Raw genomic sequence first — 21,679 nt, forward strand, 5'->3', positions numbered from 1 at the left:
TTGTGAATTGGTTTTCTGGTTTTATCAAATCTATACCAGTAAGACTGATTCGGATCTAGCTGATTTTTTCAAGTTTGGGAGCTTCCTTTTCATTTAATTTGAGTTGCTCTCTCTGGTAAACTTCTTTTCTTAGATTGGTACTTGAGAACCGATGGTTTCTTTCATTGTAATGAAGCCGGATGTTTTTCTGCTCACAGTATGCTCTTCCGGTGAAATTTTTGTCTTTGTACTCGTTTCCGATGATTCTCACATCAATACTTAAGAGTTTTAAAATATCTTCTAAATCTTCTTCTGTGGTGTAAGGTATAATTTCATCCACATATTGGCAACCCTTTAGTTGAATGTAGCGTTCTACAACAGTTTGGGTAGGCTTGTTTTTTTCAGGTCGATCAATAGTGGGATCGGTTTGAAGACCCACAATGAGATAATCGCACTGCTCTTTAGCTTCTGCCAGCATCTGCACATGCCCTGCATGTAATAAATCGAAGCAACTGAACGTAATTCCTACTATTTTTTTTGTTGTTTCCATCATGTAAAATTTTTAATATTTAGTACACAGAAATAGCTATTGACCCTTCTTGATGCTCACGTATTGCATTTATGTAGTCGGCGACCGGAATTCGGTTGCCTTTATCGTCGAGATCAAAGATTCCCGAATTATGATAGTGTTCAAAATTATCCCAGTCTGTACGGTCTGTCACTGGATATAAGCAAATACCCTGAAAATCTATTCCACTTCGCACAACCTCGCTACATTCTTCGGAAATTTCTTTTAACCAGGAAGCACGACCTTCGCCGAAATGCCCAGTTTCCGAGAGGAATATCGGCTTTTGGTAACGCCGAAAAGCATCGGAGAGAAGTTGTCGTAACGGAACTCTTTTTCCTTCAGGATCAGGCCAGCACAAACTTTCGTCCTCACCTTTCCACTGACAATTCCAATAATAATTAAATCCCAAGATTTCCAGATAATCTTCTTGGCCACCGAGTTCAGGGCATAGTCTGCCACCAATAATGTCCATAGCTTCGAACTGATATTCATTTCGACGAGCTAAATATTCAGGATCGTCGCCGTCACAGTGAATTTTCACCAATGGTTCTACCATAACAATTGTACAAGATGGAAGTTCTCGCTTTAAAACTTCTATGCCTTTAATGGCGGCTTTGCACAGGTGGTATTTAATATCCCAACCGTTGTGAACAGCGTAAGGAACAGTTCCTCGCGCCTCACCGGAAAACCAGGAAAGGAAGCTGATTTCATTAACCGGAACAACCATTAGATGTTCCTCCGAATTTTGTTTGTAGAAAGCTGCAAATGCTTCACACAGCGAAGCAAATCGCTGGGAAAAATGTGGGTGCGTTGGAAATAATCCGTCCGGATAACCAAAGTGAATTAAATCCCAAATCACTTGCAAATTGTATTCTTTTGCAGTTCTCATTCGGTTTAAAACTTCAGAAAAATCATATTGGTACGGAACTTTTTCAACTTCACTCCAACAGATGCCTTCGCGTACCGTTTTGATTCCCAATTCGGATATTAACTGGTAATCTTCCGCAGCGCGGATGTCGTGTTGTGTATTTTGGAGTAGATTTACACGATTTCCTGAGCGATTGAGATGATCCGCACACTCGAAGCCACCCATTAAATAACTTTTAAACAGTTGTCTTGGCTTCATGATCTTTTCGATTTGGAGTTTCTAGTGATGAAAATAAATCTAAAGCATTTTTAAAAGCCTGATCCATATTAAAGTATTTGTAGTTCGCTAATCTGCCAACAAAATAAACGTCGGTAAGTTTATCGGCTTCTGCTTTGTATTTGTCGTAGATCAGTTGGTTCTTTTCATTCGGGACAGGGTAGTAAGGCTCTCCATGATCAACAGTATATTCTTTTACAATAGTGGTTTTCGCAGATTTTTGATTGCCAAAGTGCTTGTACTCCACAATACGTGTAAAATCTACTTCATTTCCAGGATAATTGACCACACTGTTTTCCTGAAAATATTCTTGATCGAGATGCTCTGTAACGAAATTGATGGAGCGATATTCCAGTTTTTCCAAGTTAGTTTTGAACTCAAAGAAACGATCTACCGGTCCGGTGTAAAATAATTTTTCATAACCTTCAAACTGTTCTTTTACATCAAAATAATCCGTATTTAATAAGACGGTAATGTTTGGATGATCAAGCATTTTCTCGAAAATCATGGTATATCCTTCTTTAGGAAGTGCCTGGTACTCATCAGAGAAATATCGGTCATCATAATTGTTTCTCACCGGTATTCTTTCCAAGACAGAAGCATGAAGTTCTGCGGGATATTTGTCCCATTGTTTTTTGGTATAATGCTTAAACATTTTTTCATACAAAACGGTTCCTACGCGGTTAAGTACTGCTTCTTCACCATTGGCTGGCTTATCGAAATGTATACGGCTGGAGTTTAACCAGCTTGTCATCTCTTCTTCAGTCTTGATATCCGTCCCGAACAGCGTGTTCACTGTAGTAATGTTTACAGGAATGGGGACGGTTTTATCATCCACTCTTGCAACCACACGATGTTCCCAAGGATACCATTCGCCAAATTGATTCACGTATTCCCACACTTCTTTATCGTTGGTATGAAATAAGTGAGCTCCGTACTTTGAAGTTAAAATTCCGTTTTCCTCATAAAAATCATAACAGTTACCCGCAATGTGATCTCTTTTTTCGATAATCACCACTTTTTTACCAATGCTGGCATAACGTTCCGCCAAAGTTGCTCCCGAAATGCCTGCTCCTACTATTAAAATGTCTACATTGTTCATGCTGTTACTTTTTCAATGATGTTCTTCATGCTTTCGGCGGTGTTGTCCCAGGAAGTTTTCTCCAAAATTTTTCGATACTCGCCCAAAACCTGACTGGAAGCTTTGTTAATTGCTTCGCAGAAATCGTTCTCATCGTTGATGAGGAGGATGCAATTGCTATAGTCGCGTTCCACATCTTTAATTCTGGTGGAAATGATAGGCTTGCTGGCAGACATATACTCCAAAGTTTTGGTAGGGCTGATGAATTTTGTTGCATCGTTGAGAGCAAAAGGCATCATTGCTATTTTAAAATGTTGAAGATATTGTGGAAGCTCGCCGTAGGATTTCATTCCCAAATAGTGAATGTTGTCTGCCTGCGGTAAATCACTCTCGCTGATTTTACATAATGGACCAATCATTACAAAAGAGGTCTCAGGAGATTTGGCAGCGGTTTTCCGCAGAAGATCTAGATCTATACGTTCATCAATAACGCCATAATACCCTACGATAGGTTGCGGAATGTCTTTTAAATCATCGGGCATGGATATGTCACTTACATTAGAAAAGTGGTTAATATCAACAGAACTCGGAAAGCAGAAGACATTATGGTGTTTAAGTTTTTTTGATTCAAATAGTGATTTACCGCCAGTGTATACGATATCCGCAGCTGCTAGAAGTTGATTTTCCTGATCAATAAGCTGCGCCGGCGCACCTCGGAACAAGGAGAGTTCGTCCATGCAGTCATAAACAACGGTGCCAAAATCTAAAGTTTCCAAAACGCTGATGAAAGAGGGAGAATAGAACCACCCAATAGGAAATACTCGGTTTTTCAAATGTTTTTTCAAGAAAGGTCCAATTGATTCCATGCTTTGGACAGGTGGACGAAGGACGTGGATATTGGGTTGTACCTCCCGAACTACAAATGGCGAATGACCGTTGAGTGTCGTTGGTTGTGGCTCCTCTACGACTAAAATCCTGTAGTTTTTGGCTAGGCGGGTTATTAAATGTTGGGGCCGTTGATATACAAAATCCCATCTAAGATGGCAGAATACAATCATGTCATAATCTAAATGATTGCTTTTTGGGTTAATTTCCATTAGTTTATTTTTTTTGATTTGGATTTAAATAAAAAAGCACAGAGTTTCTCGTTGATATTTCAACATGAGTAATTCCGAAATTTTTCTAGCTTAAATAATAGGTAAAAGCTCATAAATATCCATCGAAGAATAAATTATTGAGCTATTGTTTAAAAATCAAAGATTATACCAATGGTGTGGTAATCATAACATTACTGAAAAATTTATAAACTAAAATAGATATTAATGTAAATTTAATGTAATGTAGCAGTCAAAATTTTAAAATTCTAATTCGACTAAAACAGGGCAGTGGTCGGAATGGAACACTTCTTTTAAGATGACGGCTCGCTGCAAACGTTCCTTTAAACTGTATGAAACAAAGTTATAATCCAACCTCCAACCTTTGTTTCTTGCTCTGGAATTTTGCCTGTAACTCCACCAGGAATAGTTGTCGGGTTGGTCATTAAAATACCTGAAACTGTCTATCATTTCGCATTCTTCAATAAATTTTGTCATCCATTCTCTTTCCATCGGAAGAAATCCCGAGACATTTTTTAATCCTTCTGGGTTATGAATGTCGATGGCTTTATGACAAATATTAAAATCGCCACAAATAATAAGGTTTGGGACGGTTTTTCTTAAATCATTGATGTAAACCAAGAAATCTTCACAAAACTGCATTTTGAATTCTAATCTTTCGATATTGGAAGCGGACGGAACGTACACGGAAATCACCGAGAAGCCGTCGAAATCTGCTCTCATCACTCTTCCTTCGCTGTCGTAACGCTCGATGCCGCAACCATATTTTACAAGAAGAGGTTCAATTTTAGAGGCGATTCCTACACCGGAATACCCTTTTCGTTGCGCAGAATGCCAATAGCTTTTGTATCCGATTTTCTCTAAACTTTCGATATCGATTTGGTCATTTCCGGCTTTACTTTCCTGAATGCAGATAATGTCGGGATCCGCATTTTTTAGCCAGCCCAGAAAGTCTTTGGTAAAAGCAGCACGAATTCCGTTTACATTGTATGAAATAATTTTCATTGAATATTTTTTATTTTTCCCAAAATTACAAAAGCGATTTTGATTCCACCGAAATTTACCGCACAAAAAAGGCGGAAAAAACAGTATGTTTCTTCCGCCCAATTGGATCCCAAATTTAAATAAACTATGAAAAAAAACTATTTGGGCTCCATAATGCTGATCGGGATAATCACTTCTTCCAAAGAGATTCCTCCGTGTTGGTAGGTTTCTTTGTAATAATTCACGAAATGATTATAGTTTTTCGGATACGCTAAAAAAGTGTTGTTTTTCGCGAAAATATATTTGGAACTCAGATTTCCTTTCGGTAAAAATAATTTTTCAGGATTAGAGATCGCCCATACATCGCTGTTTTCATACGTTAAGCTTCTGCCGGTTTTGTAGCGGATATTGGTTGAGGTTTCTCGGTCTCCCACCACTTTGCTGGGTTTTTTAACATATACCGTTCCGTGATCGGTGGTAATTACCAGCTTGAATCCGTTTTCAGCAGCCTGTTTGATGATTTTCATGAGTGATGAATTCTCGAACCAGTTGTAAGTAAGTGATCGGAAAGTTTTATCGTCCCGGATGAGCTGATTTACAATCACGTTATCGGTTTTCGCATGCGACAGGATGTCGATGAAATTATAGACGATCACGAGCAGATCGTTGTTTTTGTGCTGGTTGAAATCATCCAGAATCTTTCTCTCAAAATCTGCGTTAAGGATTTTCAGGTATTTCATTGATTTGCCGGAAAGTCCGAGCCGTTTCATCTGGTCTTCCAGAAAATCGCGCTCATGTTCGTTTTTGTTTCCGTCCTCATTGTCATTAAACCATTTATCGGGAAAACGTTTTTCGATTTCCGAAGGGAGCAAACCGGCAAAAAACGAATTTCTTGCATATTGTGTTGCGGTGGGTAAAATACTGAAATAGTAATCTTCAGAGGTTTTGTTGTAAAACTTGGTGAAAAGCGGTTCGATTACTTTCCACTGGTCGTAACGCAAATTATCGATCATCAGGAGAAGCACCTTTTCTTTTTCGAGTTCAGGCTTTACTTTGTCTTTAAACAAAGTGTGGCTCATCATGGGTTTTTCGTTGGTGTGGAGCCAGTCTTCGTAGTTGTTTTCAATGAATTTGGAGAACTGAATGTTTGCTTCTTCTTTTTGGGACTGCAGTAAATCGGCAAATTCGTTATCGAACACTTTATCGAATTTTATTTCCCAGTTCAGGATTTTCTTATAATATTCTGCCCAGTCCTGGTACGTTCTCAGATAAGAAAGTTCCATGGAAAGGTTGCGGAACTGCTGCTGATACTCGAGGATTGTTTTTTCCTCCACGAGGGTTTCTTCCTGAAGGTTTTTCTTTAAAGAAAGCAGCACCTGATTCGGATTTACGGGTTTCAGTATATAATCAGCGATTTGTGAACCGATGGCCTGTTCCATGATTCTTTCTTCCTCGTTTTTGGTTACCATCACGATCTTTATGGCAGAATCGATGTTTTTAATCATCGGAATCGCTTCCAGACCGCTGATGCCGGGCATATTTTCGTCGAGCAATGCCAGCTGAAAATTTTCTTTTTCGATCATTTCCAGTGCTTCATTTACGTTGTTTACCGGGGTTACCGTATATCCTTTGTTCTCTAAAAATACAATATGAGGTTTCAGTAAATCCACTTCATCATCAATCCATATTAATTTTGCCATTTATTTCAATTGTTCTGATTAATTGCCTGAGCTTTTCAGGCCTACTGTAAGGCGTCAAAAGTACAACCAAAGATTGCCAAATTTCTTTTAAAAACACGTTAAAGTTGCGTTAAATAATTGAATGGCTGCGGTAAGATATTTTTAAAAAAAGCGGTATCACCGTATAAAAACTTAAATTTGCAGTGCGAAACTGATTCCTATCTAAGAGACAGCCATTAAACAATGACGAATAAATTCAAAATCATCAACGATCCGGTTCACGGCTTTATTAAAATACCTCACGAAATTTTATTTGATGTCATTGAGCATCCTTATTTTCAGCGTCTGCGGCGGATTTCCCAAACCGGCCTGCTGAATTTAATTTTTCCCGGCGCTACCCATACCCGTTTTCATCACGCCTTGGGCGCCATGCATCTGATGTTTACCGCTCTGGAAACATTGAGACTGAAAGGCACTGAAATTTCCAAAGAGGAAGAAAAATCTGCCATGCTCGCGATTCTGCTTCACGACATTGGTCATGGTCCTTTTTCGCATGCTTTGGAAAATATGCTGATGGAAGATTGGCATCATGAAAAGCTTTCATTGTTGTTAATGAATGACTTGAACAAAGAATTGGACGGTGAACTGACGATGGCAATAGAAATGTTTCAAGGGAAATATCACCGGAAATTTTTCAATCAATTGATTTCTTCTCAACTTGATGTAGACCGTTTGGATTATTTAAAACGCGACAGTTTCTACACCGGGGTTTCGGAAGGAAATGTCAATACGCAAAGGATTATTTCGATGATGAATGTTGCGGATGACAAACTTGTAATTGATGCGAAAGGAATTTATTCCATTGAAAATTTTTTAACGGCGAGGATGTTTATGTATTGGCAGGTTTATTATCACAAGACATCGGCTTTGGCAGAGCATCTTTTGGTGAAAATTTTGGACCGCGCAAGAACTTTAGTTTCGGAAGGAAAAGAACTCAAAGCTTCCGATAATTTAAAATATTTCCTCGAAAAAAATAAGTTCGTTCGTGCCACAAAAGAAGACATCCAAAGATTTACAGAGTTGGATGATAACGATATAATTCAGGCGATGAAATTTTGGACAAAAAGTGATGATTTTATTCTTTCTTATCTGTGTAAATGTGTTATTCAAAGGAATTTTCCGAAGACCATGATTTCTTCAAAACCTTTCGAAAAAGATTTTGTTGAAGATAAAATTGCCAAAACAAACGCTTTCTTCAATATTGAAAATGGAGCGGAACTCGTGGATGAAATTTCAAGAACGCTGCTTCCGTACAATACAGAAAAACAGCCAATTCATCTTCTTCCAAAAAATGGCGAGAAATTCAGGCTCGAAGATTCTGAAAATCAGATTCTTTCCGCATTTATAAATCAACCCAATACTAAATATATTCTGTCTTTTCCCAGAGAGATTTAATTAGATCCGAATCGGTTCAGTTTTTGCCCTTACTTTCAAAATTGGAAGTGATGAGAAAAATTCTGTTGGTTCTGAGTGGTCTTTTTGCCATTTCCTGCATAAAGAAAAATTCTATACAAAATACCATTCAACAATCAGTAAAAAAGGATTCCGTAGTTGTTAAAACACATAAAGTTTCTGATAGTTCGACTATAGAGAATACAGCAGAAATAAAAATCGTTAAGGAGGAAAAGGGAAATCGGGAAGTAAACGTAGAAGAAAATCAAGACAAAAATACGGGCGAAGCCGATGCAGCTTTTCAGTGGGAAGCCAATCAAAAATTGGAAAAATTACTCAAACACTTTGGCGAAAATATTCCCGGGTATTATGGTGGAGCTTTTATCAACGATTCCGGTGCCCTGGAAATAAATTTATTTGGAGATACGGCTAAAGGTAAAAGGGAAATTATTAAGATTATTGGCAGTGAAAAAGTGCATTTCAACACGCAAAAATATTCTTATAATGAGCTCAATAAATTAATGACTTTTCTGAACGATTTTGCTCAGAATCCCGCAAACAAAAAGTATGCGAAAAACATGTCTTTTTGGTGGGTGATGGAAAAAGAAGGATACATTCAAATGGGTTTGTTGGACAACAGTCCGGAAAAAATAAAGGAATTCAAAGCACACATTCATAATTCCCCCGCTATTAAATTTGTGAAATCAAGCGGAATTATATTGCAGTAAAAACACACGTTTTTAGGCGTCTAAAATTCTGAAAATTATTTTGTGTAAACCATATTTTCTTATCTTTGCAGGATATGGAATTTACAGCATCGCAGATCGCAGGTTTTATCAACGGAAGAATTATAGGCGACGAAAATGCCACTATCAGCGGTGTTTCCCCTATTGAGAGTGGTGAAGAAGGCCATCTTTCCTTCATCGCGCAGGATCGATTTGCAGACTATATTGGCACTACAAAATGTTCGGTACTTATCGTTTCCGAAAAACTTTTAACCAAAGACACTTATCCTATGACCATTATTGCCGTAGAAGATGCCTATCTTTCTTTTCAGGTTTTGATGAATCTTTATAAGGAATTGCAGGGCAGAAAGACCGGTATCGAGCAGGGTGCTGTATTTCATGAAACCTCCAAAGTTGGTGAAAATGTGTATGTTGGCGCGTTTACCTGTGTTTCCGAAAAAGTAAAAATTGGTGACGAAAGCCAGATTTACCCTCACGTTTACATAGGCAAAAATGTAAAAATCGGCAAAAACTGTATTATTTACAGTGGGGTAAGAATATATGATTACTGCGTGATTGGCGACAACTGCGTCATCCATTCCAATACCGTAATAGGATCAGACGGATTCGGTTTTCAGGTGACCAAAGACGGTTATCAGAAAATTCCGCAACTGGGTAATGTTGTTTTGGGAGACCATGTTGAAATTGGCTCCAACTGCAGTATCGACCGAGGAACAATTGGTTCAACCGTGATCGGAAACGGAACTAAAATCGATAATCTAATTCAGATTGCCCACAATGTTAAGATTGGGGAGAACAATGTAATTGCAGCTCAGGCAGGCATTGCAGGATCCACCGTTATTGGTGACTGGAATCAGATTGGCGGTCAGGTGGGGATTGTCGGACACATTACAATCGGAAATCAGGTGAAAGTTCAGGCCCAGAGTGGCGTAAATTCCAATACCAAAGACGGGGAAATTCTTTACGGATCACCTGCCATTAATGCCGGAGAATACAGAAGAAATTATGTGCATTTCAGAAATTTCACCGAAATCGTGAAACGCATCAATACTATTGAAAACAGCACTAAAGATAAAACCAGTGAGTGATAAACAAAAAACTTTAAAGGAAGAAGTTTCCCTTTGTGGGATTGGGCTTCATACCGGAAGAGAAGTAACATTAACAATAAAACCGGCCAAGGAGAATACCGGTTTTGTATTTGTACGTACCGATTTGGAGGGGCATCCTCATATTGAGGCCGACGTAAACTACGTCACTGCAACCGAACGGGGAACGACCCTTGAAAAATTAGGAGTCAGAATTCATACCTGCGAACACCTTCTGGCAGCTTTGGTAGGCTGCGACATCGATAATGCTATTCTGGAAATGAACAGTGCAGAGCCTCCAATTTTAGACGGTTCTTCAAGGTTTTTCGTTGATGCCATTGAAAAAGCAGGGATTGTGGAACAGAATGTAGACCGCGAATATCTGGTTGTGAAGGAAGTTCTGAATTATGTTGATCCCACTACCGGATCCGAGCTTACCATCATCCCTTCCGATACTTATGAAGTGACGACGATGGTAGATTTCGGGACGAAAGTTCTCGGAACCCAGAATGCCACCTTAAAAGATATTTCAGAATTTAAAGACGAAATTTCATCCGCACGTACTTTCAGTTTCCTTCATGAACTCGAAATGCTTTTGGATGCCGGTCTTATTAAAGGTGGCGATATTTCCAACGCTATTGTTTATGTGGATAAAGAACTTACTGCAGAAACTTCAGAAAAACTGAAAAAAGCCTTCGGTAAAGATGATGTTTCCATCCGCCCGAACGGGATTTTAGATAACCTTACCCTGAATTATCCCAACGAAGCCGCGCGCCATAAACTGTTAGACGTGATTGGTGACTTAGCCTTGGTAGGAGTAAAAATTAAAGGAAAAGTGATCGCCAACAAACCGGGACATTTTGTAAACACCCAGTTTGCAAAAAAACTCAACAGACAGTGGAAACTGCAGAGAAAGAAAAATGTTCCCGATATCGACATCTACAAAGAACCCGTTTTCGATATCAACGGAATCATGAAACTTATGCCACACCGGCCGCCGTTCCTCCTTATTGATAAAATTCTTGAGCTTTCAGACTCTCACGTAGTGGGGCTGAAGAACGTCACCATGAATGAACCGTTTTTTGTGGGGCATTTCCCTAAAGAACCGGTGATGCCGGGCGTTTTACAGGTAGAGGCTCTGGCACAGACCGGTGGAATCCTCGTTCTGGCAAGCGTTCCTGATCCCGAAAACTATTCCACTTATTTTATTAAAATGGATAAAGTAAAATTTAAGAAAAAAGTGGTTCCGGGTGATACCCTGGTTTTTAAAATAGAACTTATTTCCCCAATCCGAAGAGGGATTGTTCACATGCAGGGCTATGGCTATGTAGGCGACAGCGTTGTAGTAGAAGCTGAATTGATGGCGCAGGTCGCAAAAAATAAACCGGATTAAATGGTACACCAGTTAGCTGCCGTTGACAAACGCGCAAAAATAAAGAAAAATGTAATCGTAGAACCGTTTACTACCATTGCCGGTGATGTAGAAATTGGCGAAGGAACGTGGATCGGTCCTAACGTAACGATTATGGATGGTGCCAGAATCGGGAAAAACTGCCGTATTTTCCCAGGTACAGTGATAGCCGCAGTTCCGCAGGATCTGAAATTCGAAGGTGAAGATACCCAGGTGATTATCGGTGACAATACCACCATCAGAGAATGTGTTACCGTAAACCGCGGAACCAAAGCTTTGGGTTACACCAAAATAGGAAACGACTGTCTCATTATGGCGACATCACATATTGCGCACGACTGTGTTCTCGGGAACGGCGTAATCATCGTGAACGGTTGCGGTATTGCAGGGCATGTTGAAATCGGGGATTACACCGTAATGGGCGGACTTTCAGCGGTTCACCAGTTTGGGAAAATCGGTAAACATGTGATGATTTCCGGAGGAACTTTGGTAAGAAAAGATATTCCGCCTTATGTGAAAGTAGCACGGGAGCCCATGACTTATGCAGGAATTAATTCGGTAGGTCTGCGCAGAAGAGGTTTTACCAACGACAAGATCTTCGAAATCCAGAAAATTTACAGAGCCATCTTCCAGATGAAGATGAATGTTTCGCAGGCATCAAGCTATATTGAAAAAGAAATGCTGCCGACTGCCGAAAGAGACGAAATTTTAGAATTCATCAAGAATTCGCCCAGAGGTATCGTAAAAGGCTACGGCACAGGAAAAGAATAGACACAATACAACTTTAATTAACACTGATAAGTCCGGAGATGCATCTTCAGACGATAACTAAAAATTCAAACATTAAATGGCAACCAGCAACGATATTAAAAAAGGAATGTGTATCGAATACAGTAACGATATCTTCAAAATTATCGATTTCTTACACGTAAAACCAGGAAAAGGTCCAGCGTTCGTAAGAACCAAAATGAAATCGGTAACCAACGGCAAAGTGCTTGAAAACACTTTTTCCGCAGGTCACAAAATTGATGAAGTAAAAGTAATCACCAGAAAATTCCAGTATCTTTACGAAGACGACAATGGTTTTCACTTCATGAACAATGATGATTTCTCACAAATCTACCTGAACAAAGAGATGATCGAGAACTCACAGTTCATGAAAGCAGGTGAAGAAGTTACCATTATTCTGAAAGAAGCAGATGAATCTCCACTTTCAGCAGAAATCCCACCAACGGTTTATCTGGATGTAATTGAAGCAGATCCTGGAGTGAAAGGAAATACTGCAACCAACGCCCTGAAAAACGCCATCGTAGAAACCGGAGCAAGAGTTATGGTCCCTCTTTTCATTGAAGCAGGTGACAAAATTAAAGTAAACACCGAAGACGGGAATTATCTGGAACGCGTAAAATAAAAATTGATGGAAGGTGAAAATCTTCCATCTGCTTATTAAAATATGACCTTCAACCAACCGCAGACCCTAAGGAACATTGCAGATCTCATCGGCGCCAAAATGATTGGCGACGAAAACTTTCCTGTTCTTGGGACCAACGAAATTCACCGCGTAAAAGCCGGGGAAATCGTTTTTGTGAATCATCCCAAATATTACGACAAAGCGCTTAACTCCGCGGCGACCATTATTCTCATCGATAAAGTGGTAGATTGTCCGGAAGGGAAGGCTTTGTTGGTCTCCGATGATCCCTTCAGGGATTTCAATAAAATCAATATCCATTTCACGCGGATTTACAATTTTTCAGAAGAACTTCACGATCTTGAAGTCGGCGAAGGAACACGCATTCATCCTTCCGCAGTGATCGGAAACGAAGTGAAAATCGGCAAAAACAGTATCATTTTCCCGAATGTTGTAATAGGCGACAGAACCATCATCGGCGACAACGTGATTATCCAGAGCGGAACTGTTTTGGGCGGCGACGCATTCTATTACAGAAAACTGAACGGAAATTTCGACCGCCTGATTTCTGTGGGAAATGTCATTATTGAAGACAACGTTGAAATAGGAAACAATTGCACCATCGACCGTGGCGTAACGGATTCCACCATTATTGGCGAAGGTTCTATTTTAGATAATTTAATACAAATCGGTCACGATACCATCATCGGTAAAAAAGTGCTTATTGCTTCCCACGCTGCGATTGCAGGTTGTTGCGTCATCGAAGACGAGGTAGCGGTTTGGGGACAAGTAGGTATGGCCTCCGGTAACCGAGTGGGAAAAGGAGCCGTTCTTTTAGGCAAAACCGGCGTCAATAAAGACCTGGAAGGCGGAAAAACCTATTTCGGACAGTTGGCGGAAGAATTTAGAGAATATTTAAGAAAAGAGGTGAAACTGAAAAATCTTAAGTAAAGATAACCGATAAAATTTCTTAAAACACTAAATTTGCTTATCAATCAAATATGAAAAAGTTTTTATCGGGTTTTTTGGTGTTTTTGATCTCTTTTTGCTTTTCGCAGAAAAAGGTGGTAGATGCTAAAATCATCACTCAAGACAACGATACATTGAATGTAAAGATAAGAGTGACGGTCAATATGATAGACCCGACGCTTATCTATGGATCAAGTTTAAACGAAAAAATAAGTATTGTTGATGAAAGCGGTAATAAGTCTAAAATGGAGGCTTCTAATGTAAAGGAACTTTCATTTGTGGATTTTGTTGGGAAAAAAAGATATTTCCTTAATCGTTCCGAAAATAAGAAAACTTTGCAGGAGAGATTATTTAATGGAGATACAATAGAATGGTTCAGAGATTATTATGCTTCCGGACCTGGGGGCGAAGGAGCCGCCGATTTTTTATTTAATAAAGTTGCCAAAAAAGGAATCGGAGTTGGATATTTTACCGGTTTGCCAAAGAAAAAATTAATTGAATTTTTCAGTGACGAGCCCGAAATGGAAAACCTAATTCAAGAAGCGAAAACCAGCTCATTGAGACAAGCTGAGAATAGTATAGATTTTGTAATGCAATCATTATTAGAGAAATACGAATCTCTTAAATCAAGAAAATAGTATAATAAATTTTAAAAAAAATATAAAATGTCAGTATTAGTAAACAAAGATTCTAAAGTAATCGTACAGGGCTTTACAGGAAACGAAGGAACCTTCCACGCAGGTCAGATGATTGAATACGGAACCAACGTAGTAGGCGGTGTAACTCCGGGAAAAGGAGGGACTGAGCATTTGGGAAAACCGGTTTTCAATACCGTTGCTGAATCGGTAGAAAAAGCGGGCGCGAATGTTTCCATTATTTTTGTTCCGCCTGCATTTGCTGCAGACGCCATTATGGAAGCTGCGGAAGCCGGAATTAAAGTAATTGTATGTATTACCGAAGGAATTCCTGTGGAAGACATGGTGAAAGTTAAAGCTTATATTGCTGACAGAGATTGCCGATTGATCGGGCCAAACTGCCCTGGAATCATCACTTCCGACGAAGCGAAAATCGGAATTATGCCAGGTTTTGTTTTCAAAAAAGGGAGAGTGGGTATCGTTTCAAAATCAGGAACCCTTACTTACGAAGCTGCTGACCAGGTAGTGAAAGCAGGTTACGGAGTTTCTACCGCGATCGGAATTGGTGGTGACCCCATCATCGGTACTACAACCAAAGAAGCTTTGGAACTGTTCATCAACGATCCTGAAACGGATGCTGTAGTCATGATCGGAGAAATCGGAGGTTCATTAGAAGCTGAAGCTGCAAGATGGTATAAAGAAAGCGGTTCTAAAAAACCAGTTGTTGGTTTTATCGCAGGTCAAACTGCACCAAAAGGTAGAACAATGGGTCACGCAGGAGCAATCGTAGGTGGTGCCGAAGATACTGCACAGGCGAAAATGGCGATTATGAGAGAAAATGGAATCAATGTGGTGGATTCACCTGCTGAAATTGGTTCTACTGTAGCTCAGGTTTTAGGATAATTTTCCTCATCAAAATATAAAAAGGTTCTGTAAGTTTTTACAGAATCTTTTTTTGATCAATATTTTTTATCTTTGTCGATAAACACTATTATGAAAAATAAACTATTTGTTGTTTCCGCACTATGCGCAGCGACGTTTTTTTCAGCACAGATTGATCTGCGTAATACCAGATTTGGTATTACCGGAGGAGGTACTTACTCGCGCGTGAGCAATGCCCATAATCCTTCAGGACCCATTTATTCGGGGTTTGGCGGGGTTTTGGCCTTAATTCCGGTAGACAATAACGACCAGTTTTATATCCAGCCGGGAATCGAATATCTGGGTGCCGGCGAAACCGGAAAAGATAAGGATTTGAAGGGTGCAGTAGGTTATGATGCGGTATATGCCAACAATTATATCAGTGTCCCTCTTTATTTTAAAGGCTATTTTTCGGAAGCAGAATCTGAATTTTTTGGCCTCGCAGGTCCTAAATTCAATTTTCTGATCAATCAGAACGTAAAAAATGCACCATTACGATATACTGAAGAAGGTGATCCTGAAACGGGGATTAACGGCAAGGCTGCAAGCTTTAATTTCGGCGTAGGTTTGGGCATCGGTTTTTCTTACAAAAGAATGCTTGAGGTTACCGGCCGCTACGATATCGGTTTAACCAACACGTATAAAGGACTGATGAACGAGCAGACGAATGATCCCAACGTGAGCAAGAAAAAATCTGAACAGGTACTCAGCGTAGGTTTGAGTTATATTTTCCAGTAAAAATTTTTAAACTTATAAAATAAATCCCGTCAAAATTAATTTGACGGGATTTATTTTTACTTAAGCGTAAGCTTAACCTTAACCTGAACGGGCTTAACTCCTGATCCATTTCCAGATTTCTTTAGCACTTGCTTTATTTCCGTACATTAAAATTCCTACCCGGTAAACTTTTGCCGCGATATAAATCATCAGTAACGTTGAAATCACCAGCAGGAAGATTGAAAGTGCGATCTGCCAGCCCGGAACCCCAAACGGAATTCTTGCAATCATGGCCACCGGCGAGGTGAACGGAATAATCGATAGCCAAAAACCAAGCGGTCCTTCAGGATTATTCATAATCGTAAAACTTCCGTACATGCCGATCATCAGCGGAATGATGGCGAAAAGAGTAAACTGCTGCGTTTCGGTTTCATTATCCACTGCTGAACCGATGGCTGCGTACATCGAGCTGTAAAAAATATACCCGAACAGAAAGAATATGATGAAAACGAAGATGATCAGCGGATAATTCATGTCCAGCAGAATATGCGAAACTTCTGAGGCGGTCTGTTGAATATCAAATTTTTCTATCATTTCTGCCGACTGTTCGCCGCCGGGGATCTGCTTCTGCATCGCCGAAAAACCGGTATTCAGAAATATCGCGCCCAAAACCGACATGGTAATCCAGATGCTGAACTGCGTTAATGCAACCAGTGTTACACCCAGAATTTTCCCCATCATGAGTTCAAACGGTTTTACGGAAGAGATGATGATTTCTACCACGCGGTTGTTTTTTTCCTCCAGAACACTGCGCATCACGCGCACGCCATAAATGATGATGAACATGAAAACCGCGTACATCAAAACCATGCTGAGCCCCGATTTTATCCCGAAATCAAGATCTGAATCTGCTTTGTTATTATCTACAACATTCTGGGTATTGAGGTCGAAATTTTTATCCAGACTGATGATCTGATCTTCAGAAATTCCGAGTTTTTTAATTTTTTCCTGCTTTATGATTCTCGACAGATCAGCTACCACACTCATTTTAGTCTCGAAACCAATCTTTTTATTAATGAGTAATTTCGAGTTTTTCTCAAGCTCATCAAAGTTGTTATCTTTAAGTTCGGGAATGATCAGAAGTCCTTCGATTCCGTCCATGTCCTTTAAAGTCGAGGTAAGTGCTTTCTCGTTTTCCCGAGGTACGAAAACATATTTTATCGACTGGTCGCTTTTCAGGTTGCCTACAAACAGTCCGCTTTTATCAATGACGTTAAACGTGCTCGAACTTTCGTTTGCCTTGAAGAGAAATGTGATAAACGCCGCAAAAGCGATCATCAGCACCGGCGCGAGAAGGGTAAGGATGATAAAAGATTTTTTCTTTACCTGGGTAAGATATTCTCTTCTGGTAATTAAAAATATATTTTTCATGAATTGATTTTCAGGTTAATTTTTAAACATTAAAAGAGAAATTTACCGCTTACCGGCAGAAACTGCGTTGATGAAAACTTCGTTCATGCTCGGGATTTTCTCATCAAAAGACCGTATTTTGCCGACTTTCATCAATTCATTCAACAAAATATTTTGGTCATTATCGTTTTTCAAATCGAAGGAAACCAACTGGTTCTCTGTTGCATATTCCTGAATCTGATAACGGTTTCTGAACTGTTCAAATGCGTCATTATTGATGTCTGCCAAAGTTACCCCGAATATATTTTTCTTGAACTGCTCGCGCACATCGAACACTTTTCCGTCAAGCACTTTCTTCGCATGATCTATTAATGCTACATAATCGCACATTTCTTCCACACTTTCCATGCGATGCGTAGAGAGGATGATGGTGGTACCGTTGTTTTTTAAATTGAGGATCTGGTCTTTTATGAGATTGGCATTTACCGGATCGAAACCCGAAAACGGTTCATCAAGAATCAACAGTTTCGGGCGGTGCAGCACGGTCACCACAAATTGAATTTTCTGCGCCATTCCTTTGGAGAGTTCACTGAGTTTTTTCTTCCACCACTGGTCGATTTCCAGCTGCTCGAACCAGTATTTTGCCTGGTTCAGCGCATCATTTTTGCTCATTCCCTTCAGTTCACCAAAATAAAGAATCTGATCACCCACCGACATGTTTTTATAGAGTCCGCGCTCTTCAGGCATATAACCGATCTGGCGGATATGGTTAGGGTTCAGTTTTTCGTTATTGATGAAAACTTCGCCTGAATCTGCCTGCGTAATCTGATTGATAATTCTGATGAAGGTAGTTTTTCCGGCGCCGTTCGGTCCAAGAAGGCCGTAAATACTCGCTTCGGGAACGTTGATGGAGAAGTCTTCGAGCGCAAGCTTTTTGCCTGCGTTGTAAGTTTTGGTTACATGTTCTGCTTTAAGCATCAAAAATCAATTTAATCAATTAGTCTTCAAAACTAGCTGAATGTTACGGATTAAAGGCAATCTAAAATAAGTCAAGAGTTTTGCAGAAATCCAAAATTAAATATTTGAAATCCATAGTTTTTATCCGCTGACTATACTTCAAAAAATTTCACTTTCCCTGATCAAACGAATCCAAAGTTCTGCAGTCGAAATCTTGATGAGGTAAATCTGTTCCGGTATTTTCGGGAAAAATTTAGACCTTAATTACTTTCGAATTGAAATTCTTTATAAAAATGATCGGCTTCAGCAATAACCGCATCCATTTCGTCGAGCGTGAAAACTTCAAGGAATTTTCTTCGGAAATCTTTAAAATGAGGGATTCCACGGAAATAGTTGCTGTAATGCTGGCGCATTTCAATTAAACCAAGGCGTTCACCTTTCCACTCCATGCTCCATTCTGCATGTTGGCGAACCGCTTCCAGTCTTTGCGAAACGGTGGGTTCCGGTAATTTTTCACCTGTTTCAAAGAAATGTTTAATCTCATTGAAAATCCAGGGATAGCCGATGGCACCTCGGCCAATCATAATGCCGTCGCAATCGTATTTCTCTCTGTATTCTAAAGCCTTTTCGGGAGAATCTACATCGCCGTTCCCGAAAATAGGGATTTCAATATTCGGATTGTTTTTCACTTTCGAAATATAATTCCAATCGGCTTCGCCTTTATACATCTGCGAACGTGTTCTGGCGTGTATGGTTAATGCTTTGATGCCGACATCCTGCAGGCGTTCTGCAACTTCCATGATGTTGATGGTCTCGGTGTCCCAGCCCAAACGGGTCTTCACGGTAACAGGTAGATGGGTAGAATTTACCACCGCTTTTGTAAGCCGGATCATCAGGTCGATATCTTTTAAAACACCGGCACCGGCACCTTTACAAACCACTTTTTTTACAGGGCAGCCGAAATTGATGTCTACCAAATCCGGATTTACGGCTTCTACAATCTTTGCGGAAAGCGCCATCGCTTCTTCGTCGCCACCAAAAATCTGGATTCCCACCGGTCTTTCGTAGTCGAAAATATCCAGTTTCTTTTTGCTTTTCATGGCGTCACGAATAAGGCCTTCAGAAGAAATAAATTCCGAATACATCATGTCTGCACCGTGCATTTTGCACAGCCTGCGAAAGGGCGGATCCGAAACATCTTCCATCGGGGCGAGCAGAAGAGGGAATTCCGGAAGTTCAATATTCCCGATTTTTATCATGGTGCAAAGATAATTTTTTTGAATGGAAGAAGGAAACATGATTGCTTAGAACAAAAAAAACAGATCTTTCTGATCTGTCTGCATGCTGAAATTTTTAATCAAAATCGTGATGGGTGTCGTCCTTAGAGTTTTTATGAACGAACCACATCCCAATGGTGAGCCCTACCACGCCGGCCACGGCGGTCATCAGGGCGCGTTCGAGTCTGTCGGGCATGTCGTTTCCGATATAATTCATCAGAAAGAGAATCAGAAAGGTGATTACGGCAACCACCATGAATTTTTTACTTTTTATATCCATTATTTGAGTTGATAAGAGATCATTATTCCGCCGCGATAGGGAATCCATTCGCCACTTTGGTTATATACGCGGTCGGGGTCTGTATCATAGCGGACTCCCAATTTTTTATGAAATCCTTTATAATAGCTTTGGGCTGTTCCGCCACCGAGATAGAGATCCATATTCCATTTTTCATTTAACTGAACCTGATAGCCCACAACTGCACCCAAAAAAAATGAAAACCCGTTCTGGTAGAGGTCAGCGCTGTCGTAAATCGGAGATCCTGGTTCATATTGAAATACACCTCCCCAGTAATTCCACTTTTGGATTTTATACCGCGCAAACGAAAAGTTGCCTCCCACGTACCAATGTTTAAAAGCTTCTTTAAAATAATAGCGTCCGTCCAGCCCAGCCATATACACCTGAGCATATTTACCTGCGAAAGATTTCCAGGGTGAAATGAATATGTCGCCCTGAACGGTCATCTTGTTATTTAACTGGTATTCGAGTCCTGCGTTTAATACACCCACCGGCAAAAAGAGGGCATTAGCTTTAACGTAAAGTTTTTTTTGGAGCGTATCCGTCTGCTGTGCATTGCTGAAAGAAAGAGCTGCAAAGGCAAAAAGAAGTAAAAGTTTTTTCAAAGCAACGCTTATTTTAAATTTTGTAATAATTTATCAGCGAGTGTGGCGTCTTTTCCCTGGCTTTCAGCTAACTTTTTTGAAATCTCGGCGTAGGATTTCGCATTGTCTTTCTTGCCTGTTTTGGAATAAAGTTTTGCCAAAATGTAGGTATTCTCAGGGTTTTCAGACCGCATTACCGATTTTTCCGCCCATTCTTCAGCTTTTTTCAGGGAAGTGGGATTCGATACGTGTTCGCTGAAGATCCAGGCCGCTTTCAGCAATTCTTCAGGATCAAAATTATCGGCATTACTGTAGTATTTCAAAGCAGCTTTTTCATATTCTGTGAAGTTTCCCAGGTTGGGATAAAGAATCACTTTCATGCGGTTCAATGCGGTTTCTGCTTCGTCTTTTCCAACCAGTGGGATTGCGTTTTTGTAGAAATAATCGTCATTGATGATTCCCGTTTTCTGGTCCAGCGAATTTTCCAATACTTTAGAAATTTTAATATTCGTATCGAACTGGTTATAGATCTCTTTAGACATCAGTGCTGCAATTTCATTCTTTTTTGCTGTGAAAATCTGATAATTTGGATCAGTTGTCGATTTGGTGAAATAAAGAAGAAGCCCAACTTCGTCTTTAGTAAAAGATTGATTTTTCTTTACATTGAAATATCTTTCGGAAGCTTTTTTTGCCAGTTCATAATCGCTGTCTGCATAAAGCCTCATCATATTGAGTAAAAATTCCGGATCGGATTCGCCTTTTTCGAAAAGTTCTTTATTGGATGCGGTGCGGAATTTCGGATTATTGGCCTCCCTGGCCATCGCAAGAAAGGCTTCTTCACCCATGTAACCGTAACTGTTCATCACCACTTCGCCATCACCATTCAGAAAAAGGAATGAAGGGTAGGACCGGACTCCGTATTTTGCTGCAATTTCGCGTCCTTCACCTTTTTCCATATCGAACCGGGCATTGATAAAGTTAGCGTTATAATATTCCTTTACCGCCTGTAAGGGAAAAATATTCTTTTCCATTAACTTACACGGACCGCACCAAACCGCAAAAGCGTCCATAAATACAAGCTTTTTTTCTTTTTTTGCTTTTGCCAGAATTTCTTTGAATGTGCCTTTTTCGAAATTTATGCTTTCCTGAGAAAATACGGACAAAGAAATAAATACTATAAGTAGAGAAAATAATTTTTTCATGAAATTAAAATGTGATGCGAATATAAATATAATATATAACGGGAAAAAACTTTTACT

The 21,679-nt window shown here is 39.8% G+C and carries 22 protein-coding genes; 10 read left to right on the forward strand and 12 right to left on the reverse strand.

All coding sequences use genetic code 11. From position 1 onward, the window contains the following. Positions 1-55: 55 nt before the first annotated feature. The 6 genes from OK344_RS01255 to porX all read right to left on the reverse strand — a co-directional run bounded on the left by OK344_RS01255 (position 56) and on the right by porX (position 6,571). Positions 56-529 carry an adenylyltransferase/cytidyltransferase family protein gene (locus OK344_RS01255; RefSeq protein ID WP_265143599.1) on the reverse strand — a complete coding sequence of 158 codons (474 nt, stop codon included), beginning with the start codon at positions 527-529 and terminating at the stop codon, positions 56-58. A gap of 19 nt (positions 530-548) precedes the next feature. Then, on the reverse strand, positions 549-1,673 hold the full coding sequence (locus OK344_RS01260; protein WP_265143081.1) for a glycoside hydrolase family protein: 1,125 nt from the start codon (positions 1,671-1,673) through the stop codon (positions 549-551). Then, complete coding sequence (gene glf / locus OK344_RS01265; protein ID WP_265143082.1) at positions 1,651-2,793, reverse strand: UDP-galactopyranose mutase; 1,143 nt, start codon at positions 2,791-2,793, stop codon at positions 1,651-1,653. The genes OK344_RS01260 and glf overlap by 23 nt, the downstream gene beginning before the upstream one ends. Next, positions 2,790-3,869, reverse strand: a complete 1,080-nt coding sequence (locus OK344_RS01270) for a glycosyltransferase (RefSeq protein WP_265143083.1) — start codon at positions 3,867-3,869, stop codon at positions 2,790-2,792. Before OK344_RS01270 ends, glf begins: the two co-directional genes overlap by 4 nt. 258 nt (positions 3,870-4,127) lie before the next feature. Then, positions 4,128-4,892, reverse strand: a complete 765-nt coding sequence (locus OK344_RS01275; protein ID WP_265143084.1) for an exodeoxyribonuclease III — start codon at positions 4,890-4,892, stop codon at positions 4,128-4,130. Positions 4,893-5,029: 137 nt separating this feature from the next. Further along, positions 5,030-6,571 (reverse strand): T9SS response regulator signal transducer PorX, encoded by a 1,542-nt coding sequence (gene porX, locus OK344_RS01280; protein WP_265143085.1) that lies wholly within the window; start codon positions 6,569-6,571, stop codon positions 5,030-5,032. A gap of 222 nt (positions 6,572-6,793) precedes the next feature. On the opposite strand from porX, the gene OK344_RS01285 reads away from it, so the two are divergent. The 10 genes from OK344_RS01285 to OK344_RS01330 all read left to right on the forward strand — a co-directional run bounded on the left by OK344_RS01285 (position 6,794) and on the right by OK344_RS01330 (position 15,915). Then, positions 6,794-8,005 (forward strand): HD domain-containing protein, encoded by a 1,212-nt coding sequence (locus OK344_RS01285; RefSeq protein WP_265143086.1) that lies wholly within the window; start codon positions 6,794-6,796, stop codon positions 8,003-8,005. A 50-nt stretch (positions 8,006-8,055) separates the two neighbouring features. After that, positions 8,056-8,730: a hypothetical protein gene (locus tag OK344_RS01290; RefSeq protein ID WP_265143087.1), complete on the forward strand. Its 675-nt coding sequence runs from the start codon at positions 8,056-8,058 to the stop codon at positions 8,728-8,730. Positions 8,731-8,804: 74 nt separating this feature from the next. Continuing rightward, positions 8,805-9,836, forward strand: a complete 1,032-nt coding sequence (gene lpxD, locus OK344_RS01295; protein ID WP_265143088.1) for a UDP-3-O-(3-hydroxymyristoyl)glucosamine N-acyltransferase — start codon at positions 8,805-8,807, stop codon at positions 9,834-9,836. After that, positions 9,829-11,226: a bifunctional UDP-3-O-[3-hydroxymyristoyl] N-acetylglucosamine deacetylase/3-hydroxyacyl-ACP dehydratase gene (locus OK344_RS01300; protein ID WP_265143089.1), complete on the forward strand. Its 1,398-nt coding sequence runs from the start codon at positions 9,829-9,831 to the stop codon at positions 11,224-11,226. Before lpxD ends, OK344_RS01300 begins: the two co-directional genes overlap by 8 nt. After that, on the forward strand, positions 11,227-12,015 hold the full coding sequence (gene lpxA, locus OK344_RS01305; RefSeq protein ID WP_088467970.1) for an acyl-ACP--UDP-N-acetylglucosamine O-acyltransferase: 789 nt from the start codon (positions 11,227-11,229) through the stop codon (positions 12,013-12,015). It begins immediately after the preceding gene. Positions 12,016-12,091: 76 nt separating this feature from the next. Beyond that, positions 12,092-12,655 carry an elongation factor P gene (efp, locus tag OK344_RS01310; RefSeq protein ID WP_088467969.1) on the forward strand — a complete coding sequence of 188 codons (564 nt, stop codon included), beginning with the start codon at positions 12,092-12,094 and terminating at the stop codon, positions 12,653-12,655. Between the two features lie 42 nt (positions 12,656-12,697). After that, complete coding sequence (locus tag OK344_RS01315) at positions 12,698-13,603, forward strand: LpxD N-terminal domain-containing protein (RefSeq protein WP_265143090.1); 906 nt, start codon at positions 12,698-12,700, stop codon at positions 13,601-13,603. A gap of 50 nt (positions 13,604-13,653) precedes the next feature. After that, positions 13,654-14,259 (forward strand): hypothetical protein, encoded by a 606-nt coding sequence (locus OK344_RS01320; RefSeq protein WP_265143091.1) that lies wholly within the window; start codon positions 13,654-13,656, stop codon positions 14,257-14,259. A 27-nt stretch (positions 14,260-14,286) separates the two neighbouring features. Further along, on the forward strand, positions 14,287-15,159 hold the full coding sequence (gene sucD / locus OK344_RS01325; protein WP_088467966.1) for a succinate--CoA ligase subunit alpha: 873 nt from the start codon (positions 14,287-14,289) through the stop codon (positions 15,157-15,159). A 90-nt stretch (positions 15,160-15,249) separates the two neighbouring features. Continuing rightward, positions 15,250-15,915 carry a porin family protein gene (locus tag OK344_RS01330; protein ID WP_265143092.1) on the forward strand — a complete coding sequence of 222 codons (666 nt, stop codon included), beginning with the start codon at positions 15,250-15,252 and terminating at the stop codon, positions 15,913-15,915. A gap of 93 nt (positions 15,916-16,008) precedes the next feature. Here OK344_RS01330 and OK344_RS01335 read toward each other — a convergent pair whose 3' ends face one another. The 6 genes from OK344_RS01335 to OK344_RS01360 form a co-directional block, all read right to left on the reverse strand. After that, positions 16,009-17,325, reverse strand: coding sequence for an ABC transporter permease (locus tag OK344_RS01335; protein WP_265143093.1), 1,317 nt, complete (start codon positions 17,323-17,325; stop codon positions 16,009-16,011). 42 nt (positions 17,326-17,367) lie between these two features. Further along, complete coding sequence (locus OK344_RS01340) at positions 17,368-18,282, reverse strand: ABC transporter ATP-binding protein (RefSeq protein WP_265143094.1); 915 nt, start codon at positions 18,280-18,282, stop codon at positions 17,368-17,370. Positions 18,283-18,521: 239 nt separating this feature from the next. After that, positions 18,522-19,520 carry a tRNA dihydrouridine synthase DusB gene (dusB, locus tag OK344_RS01345; RefSeq protein ID WP_265143095.1) on the reverse strand — a complete coding sequence of 333 codons (999 nt, stop codon included), beginning with the start codon at positions 19,518-19,520 and terminating at the stop codon, positions 18,522-18,524. Between the two features lie 94 nt (positions 19,521-19,614). Next, on the reverse strand, positions 19,615-19,818 hold the full coding sequence (locus OK344_RS01350; protein ID WP_088467961.1) for a hypothetical protein: 204 nt from the start codon (positions 19,816-19,818) through the stop codon (positions 19,615-19,617). After that, positions 19,818-20,441 carry a DUF3575 domain-containing protein gene (locus tag OK344_RS01355; RefSeq protein WP_265143096.1) on the reverse strand — a complete coding sequence of 208 codons (624 nt, stop codon included), beginning with the start codon at positions 20,439-20,441 and terminating at the stop codon, positions 19,818-19,820. The genes OK344_RS01350 and OK344_RS01355 overlap by 1 nt, the downstream gene beginning before the upstream one ends. Before the next feature lie 8 nt (positions 20,442-20,449). Next, the gene (locus OK344_RS01360) at positions 20,450-21,622 is read right to left on the reverse strand and encodes a thioredoxin family protein (protein ID WP_265143097.1); all 1,173 of its coding nucleotides are present in this window, start codon (positions 21,620-21,622) and stop codon (positions 20,450-20,452) included. Positions 21,623-21,679: the final 57 nt, after the last annotated feature.

Origin of the sequence: Kaistella yananensis, assembly GCF_026107505.2 — a bacterium.
Taxonomy (GTDB): Bacteria; Bacteroidota; Bacteroidia; order Flavobacteriales; family Weeksellaceae; genus Kaistella; species Kaistella yananensis.